At 74.5% G+C, this 22,003-nt stretch carries 16 protein-coding genes and 2 pseudogenes; 9 read left to right on the top strand and 9 right to left on the bottom strand.

The window, feature by feature from the left end; all coding sequences use genetic code 11:
- The first annotated feature begins 110 nt into the window (after positions 1–110).
- A complete protein-coding gene (locus AC1VL8_RS01440) occupies positions 111–836 on the top strand; it encodes a head GIN domain-containing protein (RefSeq protein ID WP_483073833.1) in 726 nt (241 codons plus the stop codon).
- Between the two features lie 4 nt (positions 837–840).
- On the opposite strand, the gene AC1VL8_RS01435 is transcribed toward AC1VL8_RS01440, so the two are convergent.
- The 9 genes and pseudogenes from AC1VL8_RS01435 to AC1VL8_RS01395 all read right to left on the bottom strand — a co-directional run bounded on the left by AC1VL8_RS01435 (position 841) and on the right by AC1VL8_RS01395 (position 12,437).
- On the bottom strand, positions 841–1,785 hold the full coding sequence (locus tag AC1VL8_RS01435) for a 4-(cytidine 5'-diphospho)-2-C-methyl-D-erythritol kinase (RefSeq protein ID WP_483073832.1): 945 nt from the start codon (positions 1,783–1,785) through the stop codon (positions 841–843).
- An 85-nt stretch (positions 1,786–1,870) separates the two neighbouring features.
- On the bottom strand, positions 1,871–2,839 hold the full coding sequence (locus tag AC1VL8_RS01430; protein ID WP_483073831.1) for a ribosomal RNA small subunit methyltransferase A: 969 nt from the start codon (positions 2,837–2,839) through the stop codon (positions 1,871–1,873).
- A gap of 39 nt (positions 2,840–2,878) precedes the next feature.
- Positions 2,879–4,147, bottom strand: a complete 1,269-nt coding sequence (locus AC1VL8_RS01425) for a ubiquitin-like domain-containing protein (protein WP_483073830.1) — start codon at positions 4,145–4,147, stop codon at positions 2,879–2,881.
- A gap of 259 nt (positions 4,148–4,406) precedes the next feature.
- Positions 4,407–5,556: pseudogene (locus tag AC1VL8_RS01420) on the bottom strand (aggregation-promoting factor C-terminal-like domain-containing protein).
- A gap of 289 nt (positions 5,557–5,845) precedes the next feature.
- Positions 5,846–6,832, bottom strand: coding sequence for a TatD family hydrolase (locus tag AC1VL8_RS01415; RefSeq protein WP_483073829.1), 987 nt, complete (start codon positions 6,830–6,832; stop codon positions 5,846–5,848).
- Entirely contained in the window at positions 6,833–8,626 is a 1,794-nt protein-coding gene (gene metG / locus AC1VL8_RS01410) for a methionine--tRNA ligase (RefSeq protein ID WP_483073828.1), read from the bottom strand.
- A gap of 21 nt (positions 8,627–8,647) precedes the next feature.
- A complete protein-coding gene (locus tag AC1VL8_RS01405; RefSeq protein ID WP_389231319.1) occupies positions 8,648–8,839 on the bottom strand; it encodes a hypothetical protein in 192 nt (63 codons plus the stop codon).
- 146 nt (positions 8,840–8,985) lie between these two features.
- Positions 8,986–10,483, bottom strand: a pseudogene (cycA, locus tag AC1VL8_RS01400) (D-serine/D-alanine/glycine transporter).
- 145 nt (positions 10,484–10,628) lie between these two features.
- Complete coding sequence (locus AC1VL8_RS01395) at positions 10,629–12,437, bottom strand: ABC-F family ATP-binding cassette domain-containing protein (RefSeq protein ID WP_483073827.1); 1,809 nt, start codon at positions 12,435–12,437, stop codon at positions 10,629–10,631.
- Between the two features lie 141 nt (positions 12,438–12,578).
- On the opposite strand from AC1VL8_RS01395, the gene AC1VL8_RS01390 reads away from it, so the two are divergent.
- The 8 genes from AC1VL8_RS01390 to AC1VL8_RS01355 all read left to right on the top strand — a co-directional run bounded on the left by AC1VL8_RS01390 (position 12,579) and on the right by AC1VL8_RS01355 (position 21,994).
- Positions 12,579–13,637, top strand: a complete 1,059-nt coding sequence (locus tag AC1VL8_RS01390) for a LacI family DNA-binding transcriptional regulator (protein WP_483073826.1) — start codon at positions 12,579–12,581, stop codon at positions 13,635–13,637.
- Positions 13,638–13,655: 18 nt separating this feature from the next.
- The gene (locus AC1VL8_RS01385; protein WP_483073825.1) at positions 13,656–14,963 is read left to right on the top strand and encodes an extracellular solute-binding protein; all 1,308 of its coding nucleotides are present in this window, start codon (positions 13,656–13,658) and stop codon (positions 14,961–14,963) included.
- A 10-nt stretch (positions 14,964–14,973) separates the two neighbouring features.
- Positions 14,974–15,903 (top strand): carbohydrate ABC transporter permease, encoded by a 930-nt coding sequence (locus tag AC1VL8_RS01380; RefSeq protein ID WP_389232583.1) that lies wholly within the window; start codon positions 14,974–14,976, stop codon positions 15,901–15,903.
- Between the two features lie 86 nt (positions 15,904–15,989).
- On the top strand, positions 15,990–16,742 hold the full coding sequence (locus tag AC1VL8_RS01375) for a carbohydrate ABC transporter permease (protein WP_483076167.1): 753 nt from the start codon (positions 15,990–15,992) through the stop codon (positions 16,740–16,742).
- Between the two features lie 4 nt (positions 16,743–16,746).
- Complete coding sequence (locus AC1VL8_RS01370) at positions 16,747–17,733, top strand: glycoside hydrolase family 130 protein (protein ID WP_483073824.1); 987 nt, start codon at positions 16,747–16,749, stop codon at positions 17,731–17,733.
- Between the two features lie 68 nt (positions 17,734–17,801).
- Positions 17,802–19,826 carry a hypothetical protein gene (locus tag AC1VL8_RS01365; RefSeq protein ID WP_483073823.1) on the top strand — a complete coding sequence of 675 codons (2,025 nt, stop codon included), beginning with the start codon at positions 17,802–17,804 and terminating at the stop codon, positions 19,824–19,826.
- Between the two features lie 51 nt (positions 19,827–19,877).
- Positions 19,878–21,257, top strand: a complete 1,380-nt coding sequence (locus tag AC1VL8_RS01360) for a sensor histidine kinase (protein ID WP_483073822.1) — start codon at positions 19,878–19,880, stop codon at positions 21,255–21,257.
- Entirely contained in the window at positions 21,254–21,994 is a 741-nt protein-coding gene (locus tag AC1VL8_RS01355) for a response regulator (RefSeq protein WP_389231295.1), read from the top strand. Before AC1VL8_RS01360 ends, AC1VL8_RS01355 begins: the two co-directional genes overlap by 4 nt.
- Positions 21,995–22,003 lie beyond the last annotated feature (9 nt).

The raw sequence follows: 22,003 nt of genomic DNA, 5'->3' as shown, positions 1-22,003 counted from the left end.
TCGTCCTCAGGGTCGGCTCAGGGGGGTGCCGGATGCCCCCGCACCCCGCGGCCTGGGAGCCTGGGTGCAGACGCGGGGACGGCCCTGCGCCCGGGACGAGGAGAACGACGATGGCACGGCGCGCGACCACGGCAGCAGCAGCGGGGGCGCTCGGCGTCGGTCTGGTGCTCGGTCTCACCGGGTGCTCCATGCACGACTCGGGCCCGGTGGTCACCCGGGACGTGGAGATCGAGGACGTCACCGCGGTGGACCTCGCGACGTCGGGCGACCTCGTGGTGCGGCGCGGTGACACCCCGTCGCTGACGGTCACCGCCCCGGAGGGCACCCAGGACCGCCTGACCACCCGGGTCCGCGACGGGGTCCTGGAGCTCGACTCCCGGTCGACGTTCGGCTTCAGCAGGATGGGCGACGTGCGGTACGAGCTGGTCGTCAGCGAGCTCACCCGGGTCGTCGTGTCCGGCTCGGGCGACGTCGAGGGTGCGGACGTCACCGGCTCGACGCTCACCGTGCTGCTGGAGGGCTCGGGCGAGATCGACCTCGACGGGGTCGACGCCGACGAGGTCGACGCGGTGATCGAGGGTTCGGGCGGGATCACGCTGAGCGGCCGGTCCGGCACCGCGCGGCTCGCGATCGAGGGCTCGGGGGACGTCGACGCCGACCGGCTGCGCGTCGAGGACGCCGAGGTGTCCATCGAGGGCTCGGGCGACATCGGCGTCGACGCCACCCGCCGGCTGGACGTGCGGATCGGCGGCTCCGGCTCGGTGACCTACCCGGGCGATCCCGACGTCACCAGCGACGTCGACGGGTCGGGCTCGGTCACCCGCGACCGCGGCTGACCGCTCAGAGGACGTCGGACCCGGCGACGACCCGCGCGCCGGGCACCGGCCCGGAGGCGGTCAGCACCGAGTCCGCGACGCCCGCGGCGGTCATCGCGGCGGCGATCACCAGGGCGTGCTGCCGGCTGCGGGCGAGCGCGGCGACGGTCGGGCCCGAGCCCGACACGACCACGCCCAGCGCGCCGGCGTCCTCCGCGACGGCCAGCGTCTCCACGAGGCCGGGCGCGAGCTCCAGGGCGGCGGCCTGCAGGTCGTTGTGCAGCAGCGCGCCGACGGCGGGGGCGTCCCCGGCCCGCAGCGCGTGCAGCAGCGGGACGTCGTCGTCGGTGTCGACGGGCTCCCGGGTCGCGCCCAGGGCGTCGAGCTCCGCGTACACCTCGGGGGTCGACAGGCCGTGGTCCCGGACGCCGAACGCCCAGTGGTACTCGCCGCGGCTCAGCGCGGCCGTCAGCAGGTCGCCCCGCCCCGACCCGACCGCGGTCTGGCCCATCAGCAGGAACGGGACGTCGGAGCCGAGCTCGGCGGCGATCTCGTGCAGCTCCTCGCGCGGCAGCCCGGTGCCCCAGAACGCGTCGCACGCCAGCAGCGCGGCCGCGGCGTCCGCCGAGCCGCCCGCCATGCCCCCGGCGACCGGGACGCCCTTGTGCAGCTCCAGGTGCACGCCGTCGTCCACGCCGGTGCGGGCGGCCAGTGCGCGGGCGGCGCGCAGGGCGAGGTTCGAGCCGTCGGTGGGCACCAGGTGGGCCTGCGGTCCCGTGACGGTGACGCGCAGGTCGTCCGACGCGCGGGCGACGACGTCCTCGTAGACCGACACGGCCTGGAACACGGTGGCGACGGGGTGGTAGCCGTCGGGGCGGCGGGCGCCGACGCGCAGCGACAGGTTCACCTTGCCGGGGGCCCGGACGCGGACCTCACGGCCGGTACGGGGGGCGAGGCGCAGGTCGGTCACGGCACCCACTGTGCCAGGTCCGGGCGCGTGCGTCGCGAGGTCGGCGGGCCCGAGGGGGCCGCCGACCTCGCGACGCGCGCGGGGCTCAGGCGGGTGCGTGCAGCTGCTCGGCCACGCGGGCCAGCGCCGTCACGTCGAGCGCCTCGCCGCGGGCCTGCGGGTCGACGCCGGCGGCGGCGATCGCCCGGACCGCCGCCTCGGAGCCGCCCGCGAGCGACGCCAGCGCGGAGCGCAGCATCTTGCGCCGCTGGGAGAACGCCGCGTCGACGACGGCGAACACCTCCTCGCGGGTCGCGGAGGTCGCGGGCGCGGGCCGGCGGTCCATCCGGACCAGTGCGGAGTCGACGTTCGGGGCGGGCCAGAACACGTTGCGGCCGACGGTGGCGGTGCGCCGCGCGGACGCGTACCAGGCGACCTTCGCGGACGGCACCCCGTACGTGCGGCTGCCGGGCGGGGCGGCCAGCCGGTCGGCGACCTCGGCCTGCACCATCACGAGCACCCGCTCCAGCGTCGGGAACCGCTCGAGGAACGTCAGCAGCACCGGGACGGACACGTTGTACGGGAGGTTCGCGACCAGGGCGGTCGGCGCGCGGCCGGGCAGCGCGCGCACGTCGAGGGCGTCGCCGCGGACGACGGTCAGCGAGGGGTGGTCCGGCGCGCCGGCGTCGGCTGCCGTGCCGGGCTCGGCTGCCGGGCCGGGGACCACGTCGGGGAGGTCGACGAGGTCCACGACGGCGCCGGGCACGTGCCGGCGGACGGTCTCGGGGAGCAGGGTGCCGAGCACGGGGTCGATCTCGACCGCGACGACGTCCGCGCCGGCCTCGAGCAGCCCGAGGGTCAGCGACCCCAGGCCGGGACCGACCTCGACCACGCGCTCGCCGCGCACCACGTCGGCCTGCCGCACGATCTTGCGCACGGTGCCGCCGTCGAGCACGAAGTTCTGGCCGAGCGTCTTGGTCGGGCGGATGCCGGCGCGCTCCGCGAGCGCGCGGATCTCGGCCGGACCGAGCAACGGCCCCGCCGCGGGTGCGACGGGGCCGGTGCTGGAGGACATGCGGGCGAGCCTACCGGGCCGCCGCGGCGTCCTCGTGCCTCAGCTGAACAGCTTCGGGCCGCAGTGCGGCCACTGGCCGGCGCCGGAGCGGTTGTACAGCGCCTGCGCGCGGGCGGTCTGCTCCTCGGCGGACGCCTCCGACGGGAGGCCGGCGCCGCCGACCGCCGCCCACGTGCTCACCGAGAACTGGTACAGGCCGTGGTACTTGCCGGACGCGGAGACCGCGTTCGCCCGGCCGCCGGACTCGCAGGCCGCGAGGGCGGCCCAGTTGAGGCCCGCCGCGTCGCCGCCGCCGACCGCGGGGGTCGAGGAGGTCGCCGGGGCCGACTGCACCACGGGCTTCTTCTTGGTGCCGACGTTCGTCACCTGGTCGACCGGGCCCTGGGTGACCGCGTCGGACACGGCCTCGCGGGCCGTCTCGACGCCGTCGACGGTGGTGACCCGCTCGACGACGGTCCGCACGCCCGGGACCCCGGCGGTGGTGACCTTGGAGGTGCCGACGTAGATCGAGGCGTCCTCCTGCTCGACGGCGTTGAACGGCACCTCGTGCGTGGTGGTGACGTCCTGGACCAGCACGCGGTTCACGACGACGGTGACCTGCGAGCCGGTGCTCTGCACGCTCACGCGGTCGAGGGCGCCGAGCTCGATGCCGAGGGCGTCCAGCGCGTCGGCGACCGTGGTGCTGCCGTCCGGGACGGTCAGCGTCTGGCCGTCGACCTGCACGGCCGCGGGGCCGTCGAGGGTCAGGTCCAGCGCGAGGTCCGGACGGCCGCCGGCGGCGGACCGCGAGGCGACCAGGCGGACGTCGTCGCCACGGGTGGCGAGCATCTCGAGCGCCTCGTCGGCGGTGAGGGCGGTCGTCCAGACCGTCTCCTGCGCGCCGTCGGCCTCGATGGTCACCTGGTGCGCGTACCGCACGACCACGTCGACGCCGTCCTGCAGCGCGCCGGCGGGGGACACGGTGTCGCGCGCGCCCAGCTCGAGGTCCTGCTCGGCGAGGAGACCCTCGACGCTGCCGGAGAACGTGGAGACGGTGGTCTGCACGCCGTCGACGTCGAGCGTCACGGTCTTGTGGGCGTCGGCGACGGCGACGCCGCCGCTGGCCAGCACGACGACGGCGGTGGCGGCGCCGATCAGGCGGGCCCGGCCACGGCGGGACCGGCGGGGACGGGAGTCCTCGGTCGCGGGGGCGTCGGAGGTGTTGCGGACGATCCGGGTGCGCAGGGAGGCGGGCACGGCGGCGAGGCGCGCACGGGCGCCACGGAGGGAGGAGGTCACGTGGTTCCAGACGACGACGGTCCCGGGCACGGGGTGCGGGTCGCGCTGCCGTGGCGGCGCCCGTCGGTGCCGGGCCGCGAACGGCCCCGCGCGGCGCTCGCACCCGGAGGGAGGTGCGGTGCCCGACGGTCCCGGATCCCCGATCCGGCGGTCATGCCCCCGCGCGGTGCGCGGGTGTCGGCCCGGTCGAGACGGAGGGACTCCGGTCTGTCACGGACGACACGCGACCGTAACCTATTCGTGACCCGCTGCCAAGCGGTCCGGTGTCGGCCCTGGTGAGGGCTCCGGCTCAGTACCAGCCCTTGGCCTGCGAGGCCGACCAGGCGCCGCAGGGGTTGGTGTAGCGGCCGGCGATGTAGTTCATGCCCCAGGTGATCTGCGTGGCGGGGTTGGTGCGCCAGTCCGCGGCGACGCTCGCCATCTTCGAGCCCGGGAGCGACTGCGGGATGCCGTAGGCGCCGGAGGACTTGTTCTCGGCGTCCACGCGCCAGCCGCTCTCCTTGTTCCAGAGCTGCAGCAGGCAGGCGAACTGGTCGTCGCCCCAGCCGCGCTCGGCGGCCATCTGCTTGCCGAGCTTCCTGGGCGCTGCCGGGGGACACGGTGATGTCCACGCCCGCGGCGACCTCCTTGGTGCCGACCTTGATGATCTGCGTCACCGGCTCGACGGTCACGGCCGAGGCGACGACCTGCCGGTCGACCACCGCGCCGCCGACGGTCGCGGTGCTGTACGTCGTGGTGCGGACACCCGCCCTGCCCTTGGTGCCGACGACCCGGGTGCCGGTGACGAGCGTGGGGTCCTCGACCTCCTGCTCCTCGAACGGCACGGCCTCGGTCACGGTCTCGCCGGCGGTCGCCGCGCGAGTCACCAGGACGACGAGCCCGTCGGTCGTGGTCGCGTCGAGGGGCACCGACACGCGGTCGCCCTCGTTGAGCACGAGGCCGATCTCGCGCAGCGCGTCGCGGACGGTCGCGGCGCTGGTCAGCCCGTCGATCACCTGCCCGTCGACGGCGAGGTGCAGGGTCTTCTGGGTCGAGACGCGGAGCACGTCGTCGCGGGTGAGGGAGGCGGACCGGGACGCGGACAGCAGGGTCTCGTCGTCGCGCAGCCCCAGGCCCTCGACGGCCTCGCCGACCGTGAGCGCCGTCGTCCAGACCGTCCGCTCCTCGCCGTCGACCTCGACCGCGAGCTCCCGGCCGTGCCGCACGACGATCTGCCCGCCGTCGCCGACGGACTCGGTGAGCCCCGGGGCCACCAGGTCGTCCTGGCCGACCTCGATGTCACCCGCCGCGAGCACCTGCCCGACCGTCCGCCCGAACGCGGTCACCTGCACCGGGGAGCCGTCGACCTCGACGGTCACGGTCTTGTGCAGCCCGGCGAACGCGGTGGTCGCACCGGCCACGAGCACGAGCGCCAGGCCCTGGGCGCCGAGCTTCGTCAGGCGCCGTCGACGGGTCGCCGCGGCGGGACGGGGGTCGAGGTCACCGGGCGAGGGCTCGGGGGCAGGCACGCGGGGGCTCCAGCGGGGTCGGGTCGGCGCAGGGGAGGGGTCCGCACCGGACAACCCCCCGACCGTAACCGATTCGTGACCCCGCCCGGAACCGCCCCCAAGGGAAACCACCCGCCCGAGCACCCGCCCGCGACCGAGCGGGTGCACGAGAGGTCACGACACGCCGGTCCCGCGCCCGTCGCGCCAGCGAGTCGTGACCACTCGTCCGGCGCCGGGGGAGTCACCAGGCGCCGTAGACGCGGGTGGTGGTCGTCGACAGGGTGGTGCACAGGTCCGCGAGGTCGAGGTCGCGCTCCGCGGCCAGGGCACGGACGGTGTGCGGCAGCAGGTACGGGGCGTTCGGGCGGCCGCGCAGGGGGTGCGGGGTCAGGTACGGGGCGTCGGTCTCGACCAGCAGCAGGTCGAGCGGCAGCACGCGCAGGGCGGCGCGCAGGTCGGCGTTCGCGGGGTAGCCCACCGGGCCGGCGAACGACGCGAACCAGCCCTCGCGCGCGCACACCTCGGCGAGCGCGGCCCCGCCGGAGAAGCAGTGGAACACCGTGCGCTCGGGGGCCCCGTCGCGCAGCAGCACGTCCACCACGTCGTCGTGCGCGTCGCGGTCGTGGATCTGCAGGGCGAGCCCGAGCTCCTTGGCGAGCGCGACGTGCGCGCGGAACGCCTCGCGCTGCACCGCGCGACCCCGTGGGCCGGCGCGGAAGAAGTCGAGCCCGGTCTCGCCGACGGCCCGGACCCGGTCGTTGGCCCGCGCGACGGCGGCGACCCGGGCCAGGGCGTCGTCCAGGGACACGTCGTGCCGCGGCTGCGGGTCCGGCTCGAGCCCGTCGGGTGCGACCTCGTGCACGCCGGCGTGCAGCACGGCCTCGTTCGGGTGGATCGCGACGGCACCGAGCAGCGCGCGCCGCCCGTGGCGCAGGGGCACCGGCGCGACGGCGTCCGGCTCCCCGGCGTCGACGCGCAGCACCGCGTCGGTCCACGCCACGGCGTCCAGGTCGCAGCCGACCTGCACCATCCGCGGCACGCCGACCGCGGCGGCCCGGTCCAGGTGGTCGTCGAGCGTGACCGGCGCGGGCTCGTCGCCGGCGTCCGCGCCGGCCTCGGCGGTGACGGCCAGCACGGACTCGAGGTGCGTGTGGTCGTCGACCACCGGGACCGGCAGCGGCTCCGGCGACGGGGCCCAGCCGCGCGGGCGGTTGCGGGACCGGCCCACTCAGCCCTGCCGCAGGCGCTCGAGCTCGGTCTCGACCATGTCGTCGTCGAGCTTGGTGAACACGGGCGTCGGCTTCTCGACCGGCGTGCCCGGGACGACCGCGCGGGGCTGCCACACCGGCAGCGTCTCCCCGCGGCGGTAGTCGCCGGTGATGACCGGGTAGCGCCGCGACGGGTCGTCGAGGTCGGTGACCTCGTCGATCCGGGGCAGCGGCGAGAACGTGCCGGTGCCGCCGAACGCCTCGTGCACGGCCTGCGCGGAGTGCGGCAGGAACGGCGACAGCATCGTGTTGCAGTCGCTCACGGCCTGCGCCGCGGTGTGCAGGACGGTGCCCAGGCGCTCCGGGTCGGTCTTGAGCTTCCACGGCTCGGTCTCGGAGATGTACCGGTTGGCCTCGCCGACGACGCGCATCGCCTCGCCGATCGCGGCGCGGTGCCGGTGCTTGCCGATCAGCTCGCCGACCCGGCCGAACGCGGTGGTGGTCTGCGCGAGCAGCGCCTCGTCCACGGGGAACCGCTGCCCGGCCTCGGGGATCGCGCCCACGTTCTTGTGGATCATGCTCGCGGTGCGGTTGACCAGGTTGCCCCAGCCCGCGACGAGCTCGTCGTTGGTGCGGCGCTTGAAGTCCGCCCAGGTGAAGTCGGCGTCCTGCGCCTCCGGCCCGGCGGTGGAGATGTAGTACCGCAGCGCGTCCGGCTGGTAGCGGCTCAGCATGTCGCGGACGTAGATCACGACGCCGCGCGAGGACGAGAACTGCTTGCCCTCCATCGTGAGGAACTCGGACGACACGACCTCGGTCGGCAGGTTCAGCCGCCCGAACGCGCCCGGCTCGCCGCCCTTCGACCCGCCGCCGGCGTAGCCGAGGAGCTCGGCCGGCCAGATCTGCGAGTGGAAGGTGATGTTGTCCTTGCCCATGAAGTAGTAGGACAGCGACTCGGGATCCGTCCAGAACTGCCGCCACGCCTCCGGGTCGCCCGAGCGGCGCGCCCACTCGATCGACGCGGACAGGTAGCCGATCACGGCGTCGAACCACACGTAGAGCCGCTTGGACGGGTTGTCCTCCCAGCCCTCGAGCGGGATCGGGATGCCCCAGTCGATGTCGCGGGACATGGCGCGCGGGCGCACGTCGTCCAGCAGGTTGAGCGAGAACTTCAGGACGTTCGGCCGCCACTCGGTCCGGGTGCGCAGCCAGTCGCCGAGCGCGTCGACGAACGCCGGCAGGTCCAGGAAGAAGTGGTTCGACTCGACGAACTTCGGGGTCTCGCCGTTGATCCGCGAGCGGGGGTTCCTGAGGTCGATCGCGTCGAGCTGGTTGCCGCAGTTGTCGCACTGGTCGCCGCGCGCGCCGTCGTAGCCGCAGATCGGGCAGGTGCCCTCGATGTAGCGGTCGGGCAGCGTGCGGCCCGTCGACGGGCTGATGGCGTTCATGGTCGTCCGCTCGACCATGTAGCCGTTCTTGTGCACCGTGCGGAACATCTCCTGCACCACGGCGTAGTGGTTGCGGGTGGTGGTCCGGGTGAACAGGTCGTAGCTCAGGCCCAGCTGCGCGAGGTCCTCGACGATGACCCGGTTGTACCGGTCGGCGAGCTCCTGCGGGCTGACGCCCTCCTGCTCGGCCTGCACGAGGATGGGCGTCCCGTGCTCGTCGGTGCCGGACACCATGAGCACGTCGTGGCCCGCCATCCGCATGTAGCGGCTGAAGACGTCGGAGGGGACGCCGAAGCCGGCGACGTGACCGATGTGGCGCGGGCCGTTGGCGTAGGGCCAGGCGACGGCGCTGAGGATGCGGGACATGGCGTCGATCCTAGTGAGGGCTCAGGGGTAGGTGTCGTCGTCGTACGCCGGACCCGACTCAGCGAGGTCCCTGACCCACTGGGGGGTCCGGATGCCGAGCCCCGCGTCCGCGGTGACCATGAACCGCGCCACCGCCTGCTGCACCATCGGGTCCCTCTGGACCAGCTCCCGTCGGCGGCGGTTGTCCTCGAACTCCTGCTCGATCCGGTCCACCGGGCACCTCTCTCTCGTCGTCTCGCTGCCCGCCCCGGTCATCGTGGCGGGGGCGGCGGGCGCGCATCAACCCCAGCTTCCCGACCGCGCGGAGCAGGACGACGCGCGCCGCGGGTGCCTGTGGAGGGTTCGGCGCCCGCTCGTGGTCAGGGCGCGACGGTCACCGGCTCGCGCTCATCCGCCTCGCCCGTGGGGTCCGACGCGCCGGCCGGAGCGGCGCTGCTGGTGGGCGCGCCGCCGGGGACCGCACCTGCGGGGCCCGTGCCGCCGTGCCGCCGCCGCAGCACCAGCCACGCCACGGCGAGCGCCCCGAACCACACCGGCGTGACGAGCAGCGCCGCCCGGGTGTCGGGCTCGAGCGCGAGCACCACCACCATCGAGGCGAAGAACGTCAGCACCACCCAGCACATGACCCGCCCGCCGGGCATGCCGAACCGGGTCGCCGCGTGCCGCTCGGGGTACGTCCGGCGGTACGCCAGGTAGGACAGCAGGATCATCGTCCAGACCACCAGGTAGAGCAGGGTCGCGACGCTCGTCACCAGGGTGAACGCCTCGATCACGGACCGCCCGGCGTACAGCAGCGCGACGGCGGGCACGAGGCACGCGCAGGAGAACAGCAGCCCGCGGGCGGGGACGTGGTGCTTCGACAGCCGCCGGAAGGACCGCGGGGCGACGCCGTCGTGCGCGAGCCCGTAGAGCATCCGCGAGGTGGAGAAGATGCCGCTGTTCGCCGACGACGCCGCCGAGGTCAGCACGACGAGGTTGATGACGCCCGCCGCGGCGGGCAGGCCCACCAGCGCGAACATCTCGACGAACGGGCTGACCTCCGGGCTGATCTGCCGCCAGGGGGTGACCGCCATGATGACGAGCAGCGCGCCGATGTAGAACAGGCCGACCCGCAGCGGGATCGCGTTGATCGCCCGGGGGAGGGTCGTCTCGGGGTCGCGGGTCTCGGCGGCGGCGGTGCCGACGAGCTCCATGCCGGCGAACCCGAAGATCGCGATCTGGAACCCGGCGAGGAACCCGGTGAAGCCGTGCGGGAACAGGCCGCCGTCGGCGTAGAGGTGGGTGAGCGACGCCTGGACGCCGTCGGCCCCGCGGTACGCGGTCGCGACGAGCACGACGCCGGTGACGACCAGCGCCACGATCGCGACGATCTTGATGATCGCGAACCAGAACTCGAGCTTCCCCGAACAGCCGGACGGCGACGAGGTTGAGCGTGAGCAGCAGCGCGACGAGCCCGAGCGCGGGCACCCACTGCGGCAGGTCGGGCGCGAAGTAGTCGACGTACCCGGCGACGGCCACGACGTCGGCGATGCCGGTGACGATCCAGGAGAACCAGTACGTCCAGCCGGTGACGAACCCGGCCCACGGCCCGAGGACGTCGCCGGCCATGTCGCGGAACGACTTGTACTCGAGGTTCGACAGGAGCATCTCGCCCATCGCCCGCATGACGAAGAACAGCATGAAGCCGATGACCGCGTACACCAGCAGCACCGACGGACCGGCGAGCGAGATCGTCCGCCCGGAGCCCAGGAACAGGCCGGTGCCGATGGCGCCGCCGATCGCGATGAGCTGGACGTGGCGGTTCGTCAGGCCGCGCTGGAGCTGGTCGTCCTCGGTCGGTGCGCTGGTTCCGGGCACGGGTCGTCCTGTCTGGCGGGGGTCGGATCGAGCGGGACCATACCCCCGGACGGGTGAATCGCGAGAATGCGTCCACCGCTCGACCCGTGACCCACGAGGACATTCTCGGACAAGCGCCGTGAATGCCGCACGACATTCGCCGAGGTCAGCCCTCCAGGACCTCCGCCAGCGCCATCCACCGCTCCTCGACCTCGGCGACCTCCGCCTCGCGGGCGTGCTTCTCCTCGCCGAGGGCCGTCAGGCCGCCGTAGTCCGCGGGGTCGTGCTCGGTCATCTTCTTGTCGAGCGCCTCGATCTGGCCGGTGATCTTGGCGATCCGCCGCTCGAGGGCGCCGAGCTCCTTCTTGGCGGCGCGCAGCTCCGCGCCGTCGAGGCCGGTGGTCGTGGACGCGCCCGCGCCGCCGGTGGCCTCCGTCGGGGCGCCCGTGGTCGTCGCCCCCGCGCCGGCGCGGGACCGCTCCAGCAGCCGCAGGTACTCGTCGACGCCGCCGGGCACGTGCCGGAGGTGACCGTCGAGCACCGCGTACTGCTGGTCGGTGACCCGCTCCAGCAGGTAGCGGTCGTGCGACACGACCAGCAGCGTGCCGGGCCAGGTGTCGAGCAGGTCCTCCATCGCCGCGAGCATGTCGGTGTCGAGGTCGTTGGACGGCTCGTCCAGCACCAGCACGTTCGGCTCGTCGAGCAGGATCAGCAGCAGCTGCAGCCGGCGCCGCTGCCCGCCGGACAGGTCCTTGACGGGGGTCTGCAGCTGCACGGCCGTGAAGCCGAGGCGCTCCAGCAGCTGGCCGGGGGTCATCTCCTTGCCGCCGGCCACGTACGAGGTGCGGTAGCGGGCGACGACGTCGTTGACCCGGTCGTCGGCGATCTCGACGAGCTCCGCGAGCTCCTGGGTGAGGGTCGCGACCTTGATCGTCTTGCCGCGCTTCACCCGGCCCGAGGTGGCGGTGACGGCCCCGGTGACCAGGCCGAGCAGCGTCGACTTCCCGGCGCCGTTCGTCCCCAGGATGCCCGTGCGCTCGCCCGGGGCGATCCGCCAGGTCACGTCGCGCAGCACCTGGTGGTCGCCGTACGACACGGAGACGTCCTCGATGTCGACGACGTCCTTGCCGAGGCGCGCGGTGGCCATCCGGGACAGCTCGACCGGGTTGCGCACCGGGGGCTCGTCCTCGATGAGCTGGTTCGCGGCGTCGATCCGGAACTTCGGCTTGGACGTGCGCGCGGGGGCGCCGCGACGCAGCCAGGCGAGCTCCTTGCGCATGAGGTTCTGGCGCTTGGCCTCCGAGGCGGCGGCCATCCGGTCCCGCTCGACGCGCTGGAGCACGTACGCGGCGTACCCGCCCTCGAACGGCTCGACGATCCCGTCGTGCACCTCCCAGGTGGCGGTGCAGACCTCGTCGAGGAACCACCGGTCGTGGGTGACGACCAGCAGCCCGCCGGCGTTCGACGACCAGCGGCGGTTCAGGTGCCGGGCGAGCCAGGTCACGGCCTCGACGTCGAGGTGGTTGGTGGGCTCGTCGAGCATGAGCACGTCGTCGTCCCCGGCGAGCAGCGCGGCCAGCGCGACGCGGCGCCGCTGGCCGCCCGACAGGTCGCCGACGAGCTTGTCCCACGGCAGGTCGCCGACCAGGCCGGACACCACGTCGCGGACCTTCGGGTCGCCGGCCCACTCGTGCTCGGCGCGGTCGCCCACGACGGCCGCGCCGACGGTGAGCGCCGGGTCGAGGGTGTCGGACTGGTCGAGCACGCCGATCCGCACGCCGCCGCGGACGGTCACGCGGCCGGTGTCCGGGGTGAGGCGCCCGGCGAGCAGTGCCAGCAGCGAGGACTTGCCGTCGCCGTTGCGGCCGACCACGCCCACGCGGTCGCCCTCGTTGAGGCCCACGGTCACCGAGTCGAAGACGTTCTTGGTGGGGAAGGACAGGTGCAGCGCTTCGCCGCCGAGCAGGTGGGCCATCGGGCCAGCGTAGGCGCCGGGCGGTCGTCCAGCCGCCGTCGCACCGTCGTCCAGCCGGCATCCACAGCCCGCGTCAAACCGGTTGGCGCCATCGTCAAACCGCTTTTACGGTCGCAGCACGTCCATCACGAGGGAGTGATGATGTCCCGTCCGACGATCTCCGACGTGGCCCGCGCCGCCGGGGTCACGAAGGCCACGGTGTCCCACGCGTACAGCGGGAACCGGCCGATCAGCGCCCCCACCAAGGCCCGGGTCTTCGCCGCCGCGCGCGAGCTGCACTGGGTGCCGAGCTCCAGCGCCCGCGCGCTCGCGATCCGCCGGGCCAACGCGATCGGCGTCGTCCTGCGCCGCGACCCGGCGATCCTCGCCTCGGACACGTTCTTCCCCGCGTTCATCGCCGGCGTCGAGCAGGCGCTCGCGGAGCGGGAGGTCGCCCTCGTGCTCCAGGTGGTCGGCAACCGCGCCGCGGAGGAGCGGGCCTACCGGGCGATGGTCGCGGGGCGCGCCGACGGCGTGATCGTGCTGGACCTGCACCGCGAGGACTGGCGGGTGCCGTTCCTCGAGCAGCTGGGCCTGCCCGCGGTGCTGCTCGGCGCGTACGACGGACCGACCACGATGTCGTGCGTCCGCACGGACGACGCGGCGCCCGTGCGGCAGCTCGTCGCGCACCTGCGGGCCCGCGGCCACACCCGGATCGCGCACGTCGCCGGCCCGCTCGACTACGTGCACTCCTGGGCCCGCGCCCGGGCGTACGTGCAGGCGGTCGGCTCCCGCGCGCTGCTGCGCGAGGCCGACTTCACCGCGGGCAGCGGCCGCGCGGCCACCGCCGAGCTGCTCGAGCTGCCCGACCGGCCCACCGCGATCCTCTACGCGAACGACACGATGGCGATCGCCGGGGCGTCCTACGCGCAGAGCCGGGGGATCGCGGTCCCCGACGCGCTCGCGGTCGCGGGGTTCGACGACGACCACCTGGCCGCGCACCTCAGCCCGGCCCTGACCAGCGTGTCCACCGACCCCGCCCGACGCGGCCGGGTCGCCACCACCCGGCTCCTGGCGGACGTCGCGGGGGACCCGCCCACGTCCGTCACCGTCGACTGCACCGTCCTGCGGCTGCGCGCCAGCACCGACGCCCCCGCTCCGCGCACCACCCACGACCACCCCGCCCCCACCGGCACCGCCCCCACCAGCACCGCCCCCTGAGCTCGAGGAGGAGTTCCCATGAGGACCACCCGCACCGCGAGGACCACCCGCACGACCGCCCGCACGACCGCCCTGGTGGCCGCCGTCGCCCTGTCCGCCGCCGCCTGCTCCGGCGGGGGCGACGACGGCGGCTCCGCCGACGCCACCACCGCCACCGGCCCGATCACCGTCTGGCTGTCCAACAACGAGCAGGAGGTCGGCTGGGGCCAGGACGTCGTGGACGCCTGGAACGCCGACCACCCCGACGAGCAGGTCACCGCCCAGGAGATCCCGGCGGGCGCGTCCTCGGAGGAGGCCATCACCGCCGCGATCACCGCGGGGACCGCGCCGTGCCTCGTCTACAACATCTCCAGCGCCGCGGTGCCGGGCTGGGTGCGGCAGGGCGGCCTCGTCGACCTCGCGACGTTCGACGGCGGCGCCGACTACCTCACCGAACGCGGTGGGGACGCGGTCACCCAGTACGAGACCGACGGCGGCTACTACCAGCTGCCGTGGAAGTCGAACCCCGTGATGGTCATGTACAACAAGGCGCTGTTCGCCCAGGCGGGACTCGACCCGGAGGACCCGCAGATGGCGTCGTTCGACGCGTTCCTCGCCGGGGCGCAGCAGATCGTCGACTCGGGCGCCGCGCCCAGCGCGATCTGGCCGTCGCCGACCAACGACTTCTACCAGCCGTGGTTCGACTTCTACCCGGTGTACCTGGCCGAGACGGACGGCACGCTGCTCGTCGAGGACGGCGCCGCGACCTTCGACAGCGAGGCGGGCCAGGCGGTCGGCGACTTCTGGGCGTCGGTCTACGCCGCGGGTCTCGCACCCCAGGAGGAGTCGACCGACGACGCGATGGTCACCGGGCAGACCGCCATGCAGATGGCCGGCCCGTGGGCGATCGCCTCGTACGCCGACAGCGTCGACGTGGGCTTCATGCCGGTGCCGACCTCGGACGGCCGCGACGACGTCACCACGTTCGCCGACTCGAAGAACGTCTCGATGTTCACGTCCTGCGAGAACCAGGGCACCGCGTGGGAGTTCCTGCAGTTCTCCACCAGCGAGGACAACGACGGCGCGCTGCTCGAGGCCACCGGCCAGATGCCGCTGCGGCAGGACCTGGCGGCCACGTACCCGGACTACTTCGCGGCGAACCCCGAGTACGAGGTGTTCGCCGACCAGGCCGCCCGCACCGGCGACGTGCCCAGCATCCCGAGCTCCATCGAGGTGTGGCAGACGTTTCGTGAGGCGTACTCGTCCGCGGTGATCTTCGCGAGCACCGACGTGGAGGAGTTCCTCAGCTCCGCGGCGGCGAAGATCGACGACCTCGTGCAGGGCTGACGTGACCGCCGTGACCGCCGGGCCGGACGCGCGACGCCGCGCGCCCGCCCCGGCCCGGCGGGGTCGCCGCCGCTGGTGGGGCGGGCAGCCGGTCGGCACGCTGCTCGCCGCGCCGTACCTGGTGTTCGTGCTCGTCGTGTTCGCCTACCCGCTCGGGTTCGCGGGATACATGTCGGTGCACGACTACTTCTTCACCGCCCCCGGCGTCGAGGTGCCGAAGCCGTTCGTCGGGCTGGACAACTTCGTCGCCGTGCTGACCGACCCGCAGGTGCTGCGGTCGTTCCGGAACACCGCGGTGTTCCTGGTCATCAACGTGCCGCTGACGGTGGTGCTCGCGCTGGTGCTGGCGTCGGCGCTGAACGCCGGGGTGCGGTGGGCGGCGGCGTACCGCGTCGCGTACTACGTGCCGTACCTGACGGCGAGCGTGTCGCTGGTCGGCGTGTGGCTGCTGCTGTTCTCGTCGAACGGGCTGGTCAACGCCGTGCTCGGGCCGCTGGCCCCGGACCCGTCGTGGCTGGTGAACAAGGGGCTCGCGATGCCGACGATCGCGCTGTTCGTGACCTGGAAGCAGCTCGGGTTCTACGTGCTGCTCTACCTGGCGGCGCTGCAGAACGTCCCCCGGGAGCTGCACGAGTCGGCCGAGACCGACGGCGCGAGCGGGTTCCAGCGGTTCCTCAACGTGACGGTGCCGGGGGTGCGGACGACCACGACGCTCGTCCTGATCCTGGCGATCATCACCGGCACCAACCTGTTCACCGAGCCGTACCTGCTGACCAGCGGCGGCGGCCCCGACGGCGCGTCCGTCACCCCCGTGCTGCTCATCTACCAGCGCGGCATCCAGCAGCAGAACCCGGACACCGCGGCGGCCATCGGCATGCTGCTGGTCGTCGTCGTCGGGCTGCTGTCCCTGACCGCCAACCGCCTGAACCGGGAGAGGTGACCGTGCGCACCCGACGTGCTCCGGGGATCGTGCGCCACGTGCTGCTCGCCGCAGCGGCGCTGGTGTTCGCGTTCCCCTTCTACTTCATGGTGGTCGGCGCGTTCCAGGAGAACCCGACCAACACCCCCGACCGGCTGGTGCCGACCTCGGGGTGGACAGGCGACAACTTCGCGCAGATCGACTCGCGGATCGACCTGGTCGGCTCCCTGGTCAACTCGTTGGTCATGACGACCGGCGTGCTGCTCGGCACCGTCGTGCTCGGGACCCTCGCGGGGTACGCGGTCGCCCGGCTGCAGTTCCCCGGCCGGCGGCTGACCTGGGCGCTCATGCTGCTGGTGCAGATGGTGCCGTTCCAGCTGCTGATGATCCCGCTGTACGTGCAGGTCACCCGCGGCTACGGCCTCGGGGACACCTACCTCGGCATGATCCTGCCGTTCGCGATCAACACCACGGCGGTGTTCATCTTCGCCCAGTTCTTCCGGGCGCTGCCGCGGGAGATGTTCGAGGCGGCGCGGATCGACGGCGCGGGGGAGCTGCGGATCCTGCGCTCGGTCGCGCTGCCGCTGGTCCGGCCCGCGCTGGCGACCGTCGTGCTGGTCACGTTCATCGGGCCGTGGAACGAGTTCCTCTGGCCGTTCCTCATCACCAAGGACGCGGCGCTCCAGCCGCTCGCGGTGTCGCTCGCGAACTACATCTCCAACGTCGCGCAGACCGCGGCCAACCCCAACGGCGCGATCCTCGCCGGCGCCTGCGCGCTGGCGTTCCCGGTCGTCGTCCTGTTCTGCCTGTTCCAGCGGTACTTCCGCGCCACCGACCTCGGCTCCGCCGTGAAGGGCTGACCCCATGACCACCACCCCCTGGTTCACCGGCGCGGCGTTCCCGCTCGGCCCGTTCGTGCCCTACGAGGGCAACCCCGTGCTGCGTCCGCGCGGCGGCTCCTGGGAGTCCGCGAACCTCTACAACCCCGCGGCGCTCGTCGTCGACGACGAGGTCGTGCTGCTCTACCGGGCGCACGCGGACGACATCGTGTCCCACATCGGCCTCGCGCGGAGCCGGGACGGCTACCACTTCGAGCGCGAGGACGAGCCGGTGCTGTCCCCGCAGGAGGACTACGAGCGGTACGGCTGCGAGGACCCGCGGGTCGCGTCCATCGACGGCACGTACTACCTGACCTACACCGGCTGGGACCGGCACGCGGCGCGGTTGTGCCTCGCGACGTCGACCGACCTGCGCACCTGGACCCGGCACGGCCCGCTGTTCCCCGGGTTCGACACCTTCGCCACCGTCGACCCGCGCGGGCACGACTGGTCCAAGGCCGGCGTCATCGTCCCCGTGCAGATGCACGGGAAGTGGTGGATGTACTTCGGCGAGGGGGCGATCTACTGGGCCACCAGCGACGACCTGATCCACTGGACCCCCGGCACGCCCGACACCGAGCCGATGTACGAGCCCACCCCGGGGTCGTTCGACGCCGACCTGGTCGAGATCGGCACCTCGCCGGTGCTCACCGACAACGGGCTGCTCGTGATGCTGACCAACGGCGCCACCCGCACCGTGCACGACGACGGCACCGTGGACGTCGACTACCGGTGCGGGCAGATCGCCATCGACCCCGACGACCCCACCCGGGTGCTCGCCCGCCTCCAGGACCCCTGGCTGCGGCCGCAGACCTTCGAGGACCGGCACGGGCTGGTGTCCAACGTGACGTTCGTCGAGGGCCTGGTCCAGCACCGCGGGCAGTGGTTCGCCTACTACGGGCAGTCCGACACGACCCTCGCCGTCGCCGTGCACGACCCCGCCCGGCCGTGGGGGGCGTCGCTGCGCGCCTGACCCGCCGACCACCCGCCGGCCGCCCGCCGACCACCACCCGCCGACCGAACCGACGCAGGAGCCCGACGATGACGACCCGACGCACCTTCCTCACGGCCTGCGCGGTGGTCCCCGTGGCGGTCGCCACCGCGGGCCCCGCCGCCTCGACCACCACCCCGCGGCTCCGCCCCGCGGGCCGGCCGGCGCCCCCGGCGACCCCGCTGACCAACCTCGCCCACCTGCGGTTCCTGCTCGACACCGTGCCGCTGGTCGCCGCCGGGGCGCACACGACGTACCGGATCGCGGAGGAGCCCGCCGCCCTCGCCCCGTGGACCTACGCCGACGCGCTCGGCGACGGCACCGGGTTCCGGCGGGTCGGCGGCGGCACGCTCGACCCGGCGACCGGGGCCTGGTCCCAGGGCGCGTACAACGCCGACGACATCGCCCGGTGCGCCGTCGTGCTGCTGCGGCACTGGCGGTCCACGAGCGACGCCACGAGCCGGGACCAGGCGTACCAGGTGCTCCGCGCCCTGACGTACCTGCAGAACGACGCCGGCCGCGTCGTGCTCTGGCAGCAGGCCGACGGCACGCTCAACCCGAGCGCGGAGCCCGTCGAGCTGCCCGACCCGTCCGACTCCGCCGAGTCGTACTGGCTCGCCCGCACGGTGTGGGCGCTCGGCGAGGGGTACGCCGCCTTCGCCGCCGACGACCCCGCGTTCGCGCAGTTCCTCCTGGAGCGGCTGCACCGGTGCCTCGACGCCCTCGAGCAGGAGTCGCTGTCCCGGTACGGGCAGCGGGTGCCCAGCGACGGCGTCCGGCTGCCCGCGTGGCTGATCGCGGGCGGCGCCGACGCGACCGCCGAGGCCCTGCTCGGCCTGGTCGCCGCGGTCCGTGCGCTGCCCGCGGACGGCCGCCTGGCGCGGGCGCTCGACCGGTACGCCGAGGGCGTCGCCGTGATGCGCACCGACACCCGGGGATGGCCGTTCGGCGCCGTGCTCCCGTGGACCGGGTCGACCGGGTTCTGGCACGCGTGGGGTGCCGCCGCGCCCGAGGCGCTCGCCGCCGCGGGCGCGCTGCGGGGCCGCCGGGAGTGGACCCGGGCGGCGCTCGCGGACGCCGGCACGTTCACGCCCCTGCTGCTCGCCACCGGCGGACCTGCCAACGCGTGGGCGCCGACCCCCGCGGAGGCGCAGATCGCCTACGGCGCGCACGGCCGGGTGGCCGCGGCGCTCGCGGCCGCCGACGCCGGGGGCGGGCCGGGGCTGCGGGTGCTCGGCGGCCTGGCGGCGGGCTGGTTCTTCGGCGCGAACACCGCCGGGGTGCCCGTCTACGACCCCGCCACCGGCGTCGCGGCCGACGGGGTCGAGACCGACGGCCGGGTCAACCGGAACGCCGGCGCCGAGTCGACGATCCACGCCCTGCTCGCCATGCAGCTGCTCGACGCCCGGCCGGACGTCGCGGAGATCGCCCGGGGCGTCACGGGCCTCGCCGCGCACGACGGGCTGCGCGTCCTGGACGCCGAGTCCGCGCGGCTCGGCCCGGGGTGCACCGTCGTGCGGCCCGCGGGGGGCGCCTGGACCGGGGAGGGCAACCTGGTCGGCGCCGGGTACGTCCGCGTGCCCGCCGGGCAGTGGGTGGAGTTCGACGTCGGCGCCGCACCCGGGGCGTGGGCGCTGCCGCTGGTGTGGCGCACCGCCGCGGACTCCGGTCGTGCACGGTGGGAGGTGGTCGGCGGTCCGCGGCTCGGCCGGACGCAGAACGGGGGCACCGGCCCGGCCGGGCTCACGGAGGCGGACGGCAGCCTGGTGCCGCAGCTGCTGGACCGGCCGCTCCCCGACCGCGGGCCTGTCACCGTGCGGTGCACCGCCGAGAGCGGGGAGCTGCGGCTCGACGCGCTGCTGCTGCGCCCCGCGGTCGCCACCGCCCGGTGGACCACCACCGGCGGGGACGCCGTGCTGTACGCCGGCGCGACCGCGCGGGGCACGGACGTCGCCGCCCTGGCGGACGGGTCGGGTGCGGCCTACGAGCCGGACGGCCGGATCGCGCGGCGGGTCGCCGTCCGGGCGGGCGGTCCGGTGCGGGTCGCGGCGGGCGGGTTCACCGTGACGCGCTGACGCGCTGCCGACCGGCTCGGTACGTCACCTTCGTCCCGATACGGTGGGTGCGTGCTCCGCCCCGACAGCGACCCCGCTGCCCCCGACGACCCCGCTGCCCCCGACGCCCCGGCCGCCGCCGACCTGGCGACCGCCCCCGAGGTCGTCGACGACCCCGACGCCCCGGGCTGGCAGCGGGCGCCGATCACGGGGGACCAGCGCCGCGCCGACGTGCTGCTCGCCGCGGGCCTGCTCGTGGGCGGGGTGCTCAGCCTGGCGCTGGGCCGGACCGCGGGCATGTACGACGAGCCCGCGGCCGGGTGGGTGTCGGTCCTGGTGCTGCTCGGGCTCAGCGCGCCGCTCGCCGTGCGCCGCCGGTGGCCGTCCGCGGTCGCGGTCGTCGTGGCGGTCGCGTTCGTGGTCCTGGCCGAGACGCGCGTGCCGGAGACGCTGTTCGCCAACATCGCCCTGTTCATGGCGCTGTACTCCGTGGGCGCCTGGGAGCCGCGGCGCACCCGCGCGGTGTGGGTGCGCGCCGTGGTGGTCGTCGGGATGTTCGTCTGGCTGCTGATCGCCATGTTCCAGGCCGTCACCGACCCGGAGGGCATCGAGGGGTTCTCGAACGCCGGCGCGTTCTCCCCGCTGGTCGCGTTCCTGCTGATCCAGCTGCTCACCAACATCCTGTACTTCGCCGGGGCGTGGTGGTTCGGCGAGCACGCCTGGGGCGCCGCGCGCGAGCGCGCCCGCACCGAGTGGCGCGGCAGGCAGCTGGTCGGCGAGCGGCGTCGCGTGGAGGAGCAGGCCGTCGCCATCGAGCGGCTCCGCCTCGCCCGCGAGCTGCACGACGCCGTCGCCCACCACGTGTCGATGATGGGCGTGCAGGCCGCCGCCGCGCGGATGGTGCTCGGCGCCGACCCGCAGCAGGCCGCCGCCGCCCTCGAGCAGGTCGAGGACTCCGCGCGGGAGGCCGTCGACGAGCTGCACGGGCTGCTGAGCACGCTGCGGCACACCGGCGCCGAGACCGAGGCCGGCAACGCCGTCGGGTCGCTCAGCGTCGAACGGCTGCCGGAGCTCGTGCAGCAGGCCTCCGACGCCGGCCTCGTCGCGCAGTACCAGGTCGTCGGCGACCCGCTGCGGGTCCCGCCGCTGACCTCGCTGAACCTGTACCGGATCTGCCAGGAGGCCCTGACGAACGTGCGCAAGCACGCGGGCACCGGCGCCCGGGTCGACGTGCGGCTGCGGTACGCCCCGGACGCCGTCGAGCTGGAGGTCGCGAACGACGCCGCAGCGGGCCGGCGCGTGCGGATGGCGTCCGGCGGCCTCGGGCTGGTCGGGATGCGGGAGCGGGTCGCCGCCGACGGCGGCACGCTCGAGACGGGCGCCCGCGGGCGCGGGGGGTACCTGGTGCGGGCGCGGGTGCCGCTCGCACCGCGAGCTGGAGGAGCACGATGACCGAGATCGTCGACGACGCGGCGGAGCCCGTGGCGTTCGGACCCGACCGACCCGTGCGGGTGCTGCTCGCCGACGACCAGGCGCTGCTGCGCGCCGGGCTGGCGACGATCCTCGGCGCGTCGCCGGACATCGAGGTCGTCGGGCAGGCGAGCAACGGGCGCGAGGCCGTCGAGCTCGCGCGCGCCCTGCGGCCCGACGTGATCTGCATGGACGTGCAGATGCCCGAGGTCGACGGCCTGGAGGCGACCCGGCGGCTCACCGCCGACCCCGACGTCACCGCCGGCGTGCTCGTGCTGACCACGTTCAACCGCGACGACTACCTGCTGGAGTCCCTGCAGGCCGGCGCCGCCGGGTTCCTGCTGAAGAACTCCCGGCCCGAGCAGCTGGCCGACGCGGTGCGGGCCGTGGCCGCCGGCGACGCGCTGCTGTCCCCCGAGGTGACCCGGGCCGTGATCGCCCGCGCGGTCGTCGGCGGCTCCGCCGCAGGGGGGAGCGCCGCGGCCGGCGTGCTGCCCCCGCGCGACCCCGCGGCCGCCTCCGCCTCCGGGCTGACCGAGCGCGAGCTCGAGGTGCTGCGCCTCGTCGCGCGGGGCCTGAGCAACGACGAGATCGCCGCCGAGCTCGTCCTGGGCAGGGCCACCGTCAAGACCCACGTGTCCAACGTCCTGACCAAGCTGGGCCTGCGGGACCGGGTGCAGGCCGTCGTCTACGCGTTCGAGCACGGCCTCACCGACTGACGCCCTCCC

Source organism: Cellulomonas sp. KU4C (genome assembly GCF_056868065.1).
The sequence above is the reverse complement of the archived record's forward strand: the minus strand, read 5'-3'. Positions and strand labels throughout refer to the sequence as shown.